At 62.1% G+C, this 10110-nt stretch carries 12 protein-coding genes and 1 pseudogene; 10 read left to right on the forward strand and 3 right to left on the reverse strand.

The window, feature by feature from the left end; genetic code table 11:
- The 3 genes from VF515_13280 to VF515_13290 form a co-directional block, all read left to right on the forward strand.
- Positions 1-577 (forward strand): family 1 encapsulin nanocompartment shell protein (locus VF515_13280; protein ID HEX7408610.1); only part of this gene is annotated, 577 nt, incomplete at its 5' end.
- 55 nt (positions 578-632) lie between these two features.
- Positions 633-1547, forward strand: a complete 915-nt coding sequence (locus tag VF515_13285) for a YihY/virulence factor BrkB family protein (GenBank protein HEX7408611.1) — start codon at positions 633-635, stop codon at positions 1545-1547.
- A gap of 156 nt (positions 1548-1703) precedes the next feature.
- Positions 1704-2177 (forward strand): hypothetical protein, encoded by a 474-nt coding sequence (locus VF515_13290; GenBank protein HEX7408612.1) that lies wholly within the window; start codon positions 1704-1706, stop codon positions 2175-2177.
- Positions 2178-2271: 94 nt separating this feature from the next.
- On the opposite strand, the gene VF515_13295 is transcribed toward VF515_13290, so the two are convergent.
- From VF515_13295 to VF515_13305, 3 genes are all read right to left on the reverse strand, one after another.
- Positions 2272-4467 (reverse strand): heavy metal translocating P-type ATPase, encoded by a 2196-nt coding sequence (locus tag VF515_13295; protein HEX7408613.1) that lies wholly within the window; start codon positions 4465-4467, stop codon positions 2272-2274.
- On the reverse strand, positions 4433-5080 hold the full coding sequence (locus VF515_13300; protein HEX7408614.1) for a hypothetical protein: 648 nt from the start codon (positions 5078-5080) through the stop codon (positions 4433-4435). The genes VF515_13295 and VF515_13300 overlap by 35 nt, the downstream gene beginning before the upstream one ends.
- 197 nt (positions 5081-5277) lie before the next feature.
- Positions 5278-5628 carry a DUF5132 domain-containing protein gene (locus VF515_13305; protein ID HEX7408615.1) on the reverse strand — a complete coding sequence of 117 codons (351 nt, stop codon included), beginning with the start codon at positions 5626-5628 and terminating at the stop codon, positions 5278-5280.
- Positions 5629-5917: 289 nt separating this feature from the next.
- Here VF515_13305 and VF515_13310 point away from each other — a divergent pair, with 289 nt between their 5' ends.
- The 7 genes and pseudogenes from VF515_13310 to VF515_13340 all read left to right on the forward strand — a co-directional run.
- Positions 5918-6361, forward strand: a complete 444-nt coding sequence (locus VF515_13310; GenBank protein HEX7408616.1) for a DUF748 domain-containing protein — start codon at positions 5918-5920, stop codon at positions 6359-6361.
- Between the two features lie 83 nt (positions 6362-6444).
- Entirely contained in the window at positions 6445-6759 is a 315-nt protein-coding gene (locus VF515_13315) for a divalent metal cation transporter (protein HEX7408617.1), read from the forward strand.
- A gap of 322 nt (positions 6760-7081) precedes the next feature.
- Positions 7082-7552: a Spy/CpxP family protein refolding chaperone gene (locus VF515_13320; GenBank protein ID HEX7408618.1), complete on the forward strand. Its 471-nt coding sequence runs from the start codon at positions 7082-7084 to the stop codon at positions 7550-7552.
- A gap of 75 nt (positions 7553-7627) precedes the next feature.
- Positions 7628-7927: a hypothetical protein gene (locus tag VF515_13325; protein HEX7408619.1), complete on the forward strand. Its 300-nt coding sequence runs from the start codon at positions 7628-7630 to the stop codon at positions 7925-7927.
- 186 nt (positions 7928-8113) lie between these two features.
- The gene (locus VF515_13330; GenBank protein ID HEX7408620.1) at positions 8114-9655 is read left to right on the forward strand and encodes an FAD-dependent oxidoreductase; all 1542 of its coding nucleotides are present in this window, start codon (positions 8114-8116) and stop codon (positions 9653-9655) included.
- A pseudogene (locus tag VF515_13335) lies at positions 9652-9744 on the forward strand (HVA1 family protein). Before VF515_13330 ends, VF515_13335 begins: the two are co-directional and overlap by 4 nt.
- 114 nt (positions 9745-9858) lie before the next feature.
- Positions 9859-10110: ferritin (locus VF515_13340; protein ID HEX7408621.1), on the forward strand; the 252-nt coding region annotated here is incomplete at its 3' end.

Raw genomic sequence — 10110 nt, forward strand, 5'->3', positions numbered from 1 at the left:
CCGCGTGCCGTTCGAGCTGCCGATGATGGAGCTCGACAACGCGTCGCGCGGCGCGGTGCTGGATCTTCCAACGGTGGTCAGTGCCGCGGAGAAAGCGGCGCACGCCGAAGACACCGCCATTTTCAACGGCTTCAAAGCCGGTGGCATCGAGGGCATCATTCCCAGCAGCCCGCATCCGGCGATTACCATCCCGGACGATGACGCGGACTATCCGTCCATCGTGGTGGACGCCGTCGAGACGCTGCGACGCGGCGGTATCAACGGGCCCTATGCGTTGGCGCTCGGGCCGGACTGCTACGCGGGATTGGCCCAGGCCGCCGAGGATGGCCACCCGATCCGCGAGCGCGTCGAGCACTTCCTTGACGGGCCGATGGTGTTGGCACCAAAAATCGACGGCGCAGTGTTGTTGTCTCACCGCGGCGGCGACTTTCAGCTCAGCGTCGGGCAGGATCTGTCCGTCGGATACGCGGGTCACGACAAGGACAAGGTCCACCTCTACCTGACCGAGTCGTTCGCCTTCCGCGTGCTGGAGCGCGCCGCGGCCGTGTACCTCAAGCCGAAGCGCGGCAAGAAGTGAGGGTCGTCAACTGTACGCGTTTGACCCCGTTGCTCGTCTGAATGCCACCTTCGGGTTGCTGAGGGATACGTGCCGCGAATGGTGGGCAGACAACGCGCTACGCCTGGGTGCGGCGCTTGCGTATTACGCGGCGTTCTCGCTGGCACCGCTGGTCATCGTGGCCATCGCGATCGCCGCCTTGGTGTTCGAGCAGCAGCAAGCCCATATGCAGATCGTCGCGGAGATCAGCAGGTTGATCGGCCGGGACGGCGCCGAGGCGATCTCCGGGATGATTCAGCGTGCGACCGCCCCGGCCACCGGCATGGCGGCGGCCGGTCTGAGCGTCGGCGTGATTCTCCTTGGGGCATCCGGCGCCTTCGTTGAGCTGCAGCAGGGGCTCAATGACATATGGAAGGTGCCACCCAGGCCTGACCACGGCGTGCTCGGGGTCATTCAAGAACGCGCTGCCTCTTTCTTCATGGTGCTGGTTATCGGCTGCCTGTTTCTGCTCTCCCTCATGTTGAACGCCGCGGTCGCAGCGCTCGACCGGTGGTTCGCCGACCATGTCACTTTCAACGACCTGCTGAAACCGATGCATTTTTTCATCTCGTCCGGCATGGGCACGCTGTTGTTTGCGATGATCTTCAAGTACGTGCCCGACGTGCGGATCGCATGGCGTGACGTCTGGATCAGCGCCGCCGTAACCTCATTGCTGTTCTTGGTCGGGCAATGGGTGATCGCACTCTATCTGGCCCACAGTGCGGTCGCCTCCGCCTTCGGGGCCGCGGGATCACTCGTGATCATTCTGATCTGGGTCTATTACTCGTCACAGATTCTCTTCTTCGGAGCCGAGCTCACCAAGGTATATGCGAGAACATACGGTTCGCTTGCACCGTCTCCGGGGGTCCCTTCGGGGACGACCGCCGTTCCTCTCCCGGAGCCCGCCGGCGCGGTGAGGGCACACGCGACATACGTAGAACCACGCGCGTAGGACTCCGAGCTTACGCCGGTGCGGTGCGTCCAGTACAAGCATCGCATGGGTACAAGCGTCAGTCCGGCCGTGCCGGTCGCAGTAGGCCCGCTCCCGATTCCCAGATTGCGCTCGCGGTGGAAAGTCGTTCGTGTCCTGGCTGGCTGCGTCGCCATCGTGGCGCTGCTACTGGCCGGCGCTTCGTTCTTTATTGACCAGCCCTTGCGAGGACATATGGAACGGGCCCTCAACGCCGAGTTGCAGGGCTACACGGTGCGTCTGGCGGCCATTGCTTTTCACCCGGTCGGGTTCTCGATCACGCTGAAGGATCTGACGATCGCGCCGAACGCCCATCCACAGCTTCCCGTCGCGCAGTTTTCACAGCTGCATGCCAGCGTGCATTGGCAGGCACTTCTCCATGGCCGCTTGCTGGCGGACTTTGTGCTCCGGCAACCGCACGTGCGCATCGACCACACGCAGCTGCAACAAGAGGCGTCCAAAAAGGTCTCGCTGAAAGATGAAGGGTGGCAACAGGCACTGGAGGCAATCTATCCGCTCAAGATAAACCATTTCCGCATCGAGAATGGCGATCTGACGTACATCGACGACGATCCGAAGCGGCCGCTGCACATCAGTCAACTGAACGCGTAAACCCCATCACCCTCATCTTCGCCCACAGACCGTCACACGCCGTGCCAACGCGGCTCTCGCTCCGGCACGTAGTTCGTCACACGCTTACGAACCACTAATATTGCAGGATCGGCCGCATGCCATTCAGGCTGGCCAGAATCGCCGACCCATTACTGACGAGCGCCGTCACATCTGGACTGACCATTCCGCTCGGTACGGCGAGGGCCAAGGCGAGCGTATTGAATACCACTATGATTGCATAGTTCTGCCGGACCAGGCCAATCGCCTCTTTCGAGATGTCGATCGCGCTGATCAGCTTCCACAGGTTCTCTTCCATCAACACCACATCGGCTGCTTCGCGGGCGACATCAGCGCCGTTCTTCATCGCGATCCCCACATCGGCATAGGCGAGCGCAGGCGAGTCGTTGATGCCGTCCCCCACCATGGCCACGACCCTGCCGTCACGCTGCAGCTGCCGGACGATCTCCGCCTTATCCGCCGGTAAGACCTCGGAAAAGAACTGGTCGAGGCCGAGCTGGAGCGACACCGCCTCCGCCACCGTCGTATTGTCGCCGGTCAGCATGATGATCCTGCTCACACCGCGATTGTGAAGCGTCTTGATTACCGCCTGGCTTTCGGGGCGAATCTGGTCGGCGTAGGGGAGCAGGCCAGTGAGTGTGCCGTCCACCGCCAGCAGTAAGCTGGAGTATCCACGCTCGTTCATCCGTTTCAGGTCGCGCAATGCGACATCGAGCTTGATCCCCTGCTCGCGCAAGAATCGCTCATTGCCGACTTGGACCACGTAACCGTTGACCTGCACCTCAACGCCTAATCCGATATGATAGCGCAACTCACTGCGCTCGGGGATCTTCAGTTGCAACTCGCGTGCTTTCGCGAGGATTGCCCATGCTACGGGGTGCTTCAAACGGGCTTCCGCTGCCGCCGCCAGTGTCAGCACCTCGTGTGGCGGAAATCTTCGTTCATTGAAGGACGTGACGTTGAGCACCCGCGGCTGACCTTTGGTGAGCGTACCAGTCTTGTCAAAGATGATCGTGTCCACCTGGCTGAGCTTTTCCAAATGGCTGCCGTCCTTGATCAGGATGCCTTGGCGTGCGGCGCGCGTCATGGCCGCGAGGATCGAGGTCGGAGCGGCCACGCGAATACCGGTCCCGTAGTCGATGATGACCATCGACAGTAACCGGTTGAGATCTCCGCTCATCCCGTACAGGGTGCCCGCGAACCCGAGCGAGGGGGCGACGAGTTTGTCGGCAAACTTCTCCGCGTAGTTTTGCATGCGTGTGTCGCCGATCGGCGCGGCTTCAACGAGGCGGACGATGTGCGCCGCCGCCGTCTCGGCGCCGACACGCTCGGCATGCACGTAGAGTTTTCCTTCCCTGACCACGGTCGCCGCATACACCCTGTCGCCGACTCGCCGCTCCACCGGCAGCGACTCGCCAGTGATCGTCTTTTGATCGACACTGGCGCGCCCCCGAATCACCTCGCCATCCACCGAAATCATGCCTCCTGGATAGACTATCACGGTGTCTCCGGCGCGCACTTCATCGACAGTGACCTCAGCTTTTTTGTTGTTCCTGAGCACCCAGACCTTGCTCCGCTGGTAATCGAGCAGGTCGGCGATGGAGCGTCGCGACTTGGCTGCGGTGCGGTCGCGGATGTAATCGCCGAGGTTAATCAGCCAGGTCATGAATGCGCTCGTGAACAGATTCCCCTGCAAGGTCGAGATGACAATCGCCAAGCTGTCGAGAAAATCGACGTTCAGGCGGTGCTCATCCCGCAAGACTCTGAAGGCGCGTTTGAGAATGGGGATGGAGTTATAGCCGATAACGGGCAACGCAAGACTTGCACCAAGCGGACCGCCGAGCAGACTGAATCCGAGCGCAGCCGTCGCTAGCGAGAGAGGATTGAATCCGTTGTCGTCGTCGGCCGCGCGCAGCGACTCGGACTCGGTCACGTTGCTGCCGCCTGTTCTACCCGATTCGCGTTGTCCGGCGGCGGGAAGCGCAAGCAGGGTGGGGACCGTCAGGCCGCGCAACGCCGATATCAAGTTGGCGGGGACATTCGGCCGCTGTGGGTCATAGGTGATCACGACCGAGGCAGACAGCCGATGGACGCGGACGCCGGTGATGCCGTCGTGTTTGTCTAAAAGCCGTTTGATGGCATCGGCCAAGCCGGGGCTCCGCTCGATGGCAGGCACACGCAGTCTGATGCGGCCGGGCAGGGCATGGCGCACGTCGTAATCGAGTGCCTGATCGATGTCAGCTACGCCGTCTGGCCTGTATCGATTTTGCACGTGCAGCCTTGTGCGGCGCAGTCTGTCGCTCCTGTGATTTTCCGACGTTCAACTTCTGCGCGTCGACTTGCACCGTGGGCCGGGAGTCGTGCAGCATGATAAAGGAGTTGAACGAGAAGATGCCGAGTGTCACCCACAGCGGAGTCGCCGCTTCGGAGCCGACCTCGAGGAAGGTGTAGATGGCAAGCCCGAGGGGGAGGAGCACGTTCAGGTCGACGGTATTATCCGTTGCGAGCTTGATCCGCCCGTTCAGCTGCTTCATGAAATTGACGATCGAGCTCGCGGACTCCGAATGCTGGGCCAAGAACTCGGCTTCCGCCTCGATTTTCGCTGCGATCCCATCCACTTCGGTTAGCTCCGGTGGTTGGAGCGCAAACAGCTCAGCGCGTTCCGCATGCGCGGCAAGATGATTGTTGAAGTCGGCGTGCTGGTCAGGATCATAGTGGATCAGCACGCTTCCGGTGGCCGGACTGATCTCGACGCGGGTGATGCCAGGCAGTGGTGAGATCGATTGCTGAATCTGCTGCAGCAATTGATAATTGCCTTTGGCGTGTGGCACCTTGACCCGCATCCGGCCGGGAATGTGGTGCATGACATGCGCCGGATGGAGCATTCACTTCCCTTTCTGCGCCCGCACCTGCTGCGTCGACAGGTCACGCCGCTGGTCAAGCCCTAGGGGGTTGCGGACGGTGCAGTCCGCAGCGACCCAAGGGGAAACTCGTCATTGTAAAGACGCTGGCCGCACGTACTGGAGTTGCGGTCCTCGCAGAGAGAAAAATATATTGACGAACGATGACGGTTCGGTCTCCGCTATGCTGCGTTGTGACGCCTGGCGGTTGGACGCGACGACCGATGTGCGGCGCCGCGCTCTTTGCTTTCCTGTTCAGCGACCGCTTCAGCCACCATGTCTTGCACCTGCTCGCTCGCGACCGCCGCCAATTCTTTGGTCTTCATGGCGGTCGCATAGCCAGCGCGCACCGCGGTCTTGACGATGGGCCGTAACGCACCGCCGAGGGTCGGCAACAGTTTGGGCGCCAACATCGCTCCCACCCCGATCGCCATCCCGGGTAGGAGTTCTGGCGCGAGGACAGCCACCGCAATGCCAGCGATCACCGTCGTAGTGAAACTCTCATCTTGTGCATCTTTGACTTCTTCGGCCATGACTATCATCCTCTCGAAAGCTGCTTATTGGCGAGCCGGCGTCGTGCCGACGAATCGCCACCCCTCAGAAGATATCGGATACCGAGGCAGATGTGAAGGGGTGTTCTTTGCGAAGTGGCGGGCTGCCCGTCAGGGATGTTTTACAAAATCGCAATGACCGGCCATGGTATCCTCCTCCCAATGGCCGATTACATTCAGTTGCCGTGTTGTGACGGCGGGAATCATTCCCATGTCGTCGTTGAGGCTGCAAGGGCGCCCCAGAAGAGGTCGTCAAGGGGGTGCTCGCGCTTTGAGCCGTAAGCTGAACCTGATCGCCGACAACATCCGCAACATCCGCTCGGCGGATCATGTGTACCCTTCCAACGTGCACATGGATGGCGTCATCTTCGACTCCGGGAAGCTCCGCGTCGATGGACAGGCGAACTTCCTCGCGGCGCCGTCAGCCGCCATCGACGCAGACATCACGCTCGATCAGGTGCAGCTCGACTATTTCAAGCCGATGCTGGCGCGGATGAACCTATGGATCACCGATGGCGCCCTGTGGGCGGATGGCCATGTCGAATACGCCCCGCAGGTCGAGAACTTCCACTTGAAGAACCTGACGCTCCGCGCCGTGCAACTCGACTACGTTCACAGTGCGCAAACCGCCGCGGTGAGGTGGCCACCACGGTTGAGATTTCGGGACGCGCGTCCGACCCCGAAACCAGCACGGGGGCGCTCGTCGTTGGCTTGATTCAGAATGCCTTCGTCAAAGCCATCGCGCACCGGTTTGAGCCCGGGCTAGTGGGGCCAAGTGACAGCCGCTAAGATGATCAGATGAGGACGACCAAGCAGCGTCCGCGGCGTGACACGGCCAGCGTCCCGGCACGGGTGGAACAATTCTTTGCCGACCTTGGCCCTGGGCTCGTCACTGGCGCGGCGGACGACGACCCGTCCGGTATCTCCACGTATTCGGTCACCGGCGCAGCCTTTGGCTATGCGCCCCTGTGGATCGCGCTGTTTTCCTTTCCGCTCATGGTGTCCGTGCAACTGATGTGTGCACGGCTGGGGATGGTGACGGGCAAAGGCCTCGCGGGAGTGGTGCGCCCCGGTACTCGCGCTCGGTGTTGCGGGGTGCCTGCTCGCTGCTGATCGTTGCCAACGTGGTCAACATCGGCGGAGCGGAAGCGAGCGTCGGGCCGGTGTCAGCAACACTGATGGAGGCGACCCGCCGCTCCCAGTGCCCTATACCCTAGCCTTCGGCGGCGTGCGGGGCAGTGCAACGCGTAGAACCACGCGCGTAGTACTACGAGCTTACGGCGCTGCCGTTTTTCTTCTAGAAAAGGCCTGTGGTGGTGGACGCGAATCTTCATCTGGCAACGAACGAATCCTCGCACCACGCCAAATGAACAGGTTGGATAGCTGAAGAACGGCTCCGGTTTCCGTGATCGCAGCCAGACAGAGGGAGGAGATCATGTTTCTGAATACGCATCCGGCGGCACGCAGAGTTGCAGTGGCGACGCTGTTCGCTACCATCGTCTTCGCCAGCCCTTTCCTTTCGGTCTCGGGCAATCTCGCCCAGGCGGCGGCGAAAACCAAACCCGCTCCGGCCGACCGCGTCGAGGCGCGCATCAAGACGATGCACAGCAGCCTCCAGATCACGGCGGCTCAGGAGACCCTATGGAACAATTTCGCCCAGGTGATGCGCGAGAACGCAAAGGCGATGGCAGATCGTCGCCAGGAGGCGGCTCAGAACGCACAATCGAGGAGCGCCGTCGACGAGCTCAAATCCTATGCGGCGGTGATCGATGCGCATGCCGACGAACTCCGTAAATTGATTCCGACCTTCCAAGCTCTCTACGACAGTATGTCGGACGCTCAAAAGAAGACTGCCGATGGAGTATTCCGAAGCCGCATGAACGCTGCGAAGCGAAGGCACAAGTGAAGAAAAGGCCGCGTGCGCCCAAACAGCATCATTCGTCCGATTTTGGGACGTCGCTCCAGGAATAGAGAAGTCACTATGGAAAAGCTGACCACGTTCACCAGGGATTGGCGCGTCAAGATCGGCACGCTGGCGATGGCGCTCGCAATCGTCAGCGCCGCTGTAGCCGTGCGGCCGGCGCGAGCCGACGCAGACGAGTATCATGCCCGCAATAGGCGGGCGCACACGCAGCGGCAGTATCGTCAAAGCCGCAAGCATCGCCCCAGGGTCATCTATGCGCCGGCGCCGGACGTCTATTATGCGCCCCCGCCGGTTGTCTACGCCCCGCCGCCCCCGCCGGGAGGCTTCAACTTCATCTTCCCGTTCAGGTTTCGCTAGGGCCTGCGGCCGGCGTTCGTTCGGCGGGACCGCTTCCCCTCCTTCGACGTCGCTCAGGACAGGGTTGGGTCGCTGGATGGTGCCAAGTCCGACAGGCTCCTAGCGCGGTTCGTTAGGGCCACAGCGCCTGTCCTTGGCGGCGGTGCGTCGGAGTGCGCCGACCAGCATCGGCGTCAAGGAGATCGAATGAACGAACCCAAGAAGGAACTCAGCGGACCTGATCTCGCCAAGGGAATCGCGCTCTCGACAGTCGCCGACGGCGCCATGCTGCTCGGCCACGCGCACGGCGAAGCGGTGCTGCTGGCGCGGCGCGGGGCCGAACTGTTCGCGGTCGGTGCCCTCTGCACGCACTATGGCGCCCCGCTTGCCGACGGGCTGCTGGTGGGCGATACGGTGCGTTGCCCCTGGCATCATGCCTGTTTCAGCCTGCGTACCGGCGAGGCCCTGCGCGCGCCGGCGCTGGATCGGGTCTCCTGCTGGCGCGTCGAGCAGCGGGATGGCAGCGCGTATGTAAGAGAAAAACTCGAGAGTGCAGCGAAGCAATCACCCCCGGCAAAGGCCGGCATGCCGGGATCAATCGTAATCGTGGGTGGTGGCGCAGCGGGCAACGCCGCTGCGGAAATGCTCCGGCGGGAGGGCTACTCCGGTCGCATTACCATGCTGAGCGCAGACACGACGGTGCCCTGTGATCGCCCCAATCTTTCGAAGGGCTATCTCGCGGGCACTGCGCCCGAGGAGCTCACTGTCCTCCGATCACCGGAATTTTATCGAGAGCACGGCATCGAGTTGAAGCTGGGCGCTCGCGTCGCCACCATCGACACCGCGAGCCGGCACGTGCAGCTCGTGGACGGCACCCGCTATGCCTATGATGCGCTGCTGCTCGCCACCGGCGCCGAGCCGGTGCGGCTTGAGGTCCCTGGCAGGGATCTGCCGCACGTACACTATCTGCGCACGCTCGGTGACAGCCGCGCGCTTGTCGCCAAGGCGCTGGTATCGCAGCGGGCCGTGGTGATTGGCTCGAGCTTCATCGGACTCGAGGTGGCGGCGTCACTTCGAGCTCGGAATATCGAAGTGCATGTGGTCGCGCCGGAAACCGTTCCCATGGAGAAAATTCTGGGAACGGACGTCGGACAGTTCATCCGCAAGCTCCACGAGGAACACGGAGTGACATTTCATCTCGGCACGACAGTCGCCTCGATATACGAGCGCAGCGTCACGTTGGAGAACGGAGAAAGTCTCCAAGCCGACCTCGTCGTCGCCGGCATCGGCGTGCGGCCGGTCGTCGCATTGGCGGAACAGGCAGGCCTCGCCATCGATCGCGGCATCACGGTGGACGAGTATCTTGAGACCAGCGTCCCGGGCATCTTCGCTGCCGGCGACATTGCGCGCTGGCCGGACCGGCTCACCGGCGAGCGCATTCGCGTCGAGCACTGGGTGGTGGCCGAGCGCCAGGGGCACACCGCGGCGCGCAACATGCTTGGACGGCGGGAGCGGTTTGACGCCGTGCCGTTCTTCTGGACCGAGCAGTACGATTTCAGCCTCGCGTATGTCGGTCACGCCGAGCGCTGGGACAAGGCCGAGATCGACGGGCAGCTTGACGGGCGCGACTGCACGATCACCTATCGAAGCGGCGGCAGGAAGTTGGCGGTCGCCGTGATCCAGCGGGACATTGAGGGCCTGCGCGCGGAAGTCGAGTTAGAGAGGATAACCGGAGGCCAACCATCATGACGGGACAATTCAAGGTCGGCGATCACGTGACCTGGAACTCGGAGGTCGGGCACGTCAGCGGACAAATCGTCAAGGTGCACACACCGGACCTCGGGCTGTAGCCGGGCGCCCAGCTGACCTGTCCGGTCACCAAATTCGGATGCAGCCGTGGTACTGGAACGGTCTGTTGGTGAGCGTATAACTGGACACTGAAGGAGGACCGAATGGCGAGTGACACGTATCACGAACCGCTGGAGCTCCTGTCGGGGGAGACGCGCGATATGCACCGTGCGATCGTCAGCCTGATGGAGGAGATGCAAGCCATCGACTGGTATCAGCAACGCGCCGACGCGTGTGCCGATCCGCAGTTGAAGGACGTGCTGCTGCACAACAAGGACGAAGAGATCGAGCACGCCTCGATGCTCATGGAGTGGATCCGCCGTCACAATGATTACTTCGACCAGATGATGCGGAAG

It is taken from the genome of Candidatus Binatia bacterium (assembly GCA_036382395.1).
Classification (GTDB): Bacteria; Desulfobacterota; Binatia; order HRBIN30; family HRBIN30; genus JAGDMS01.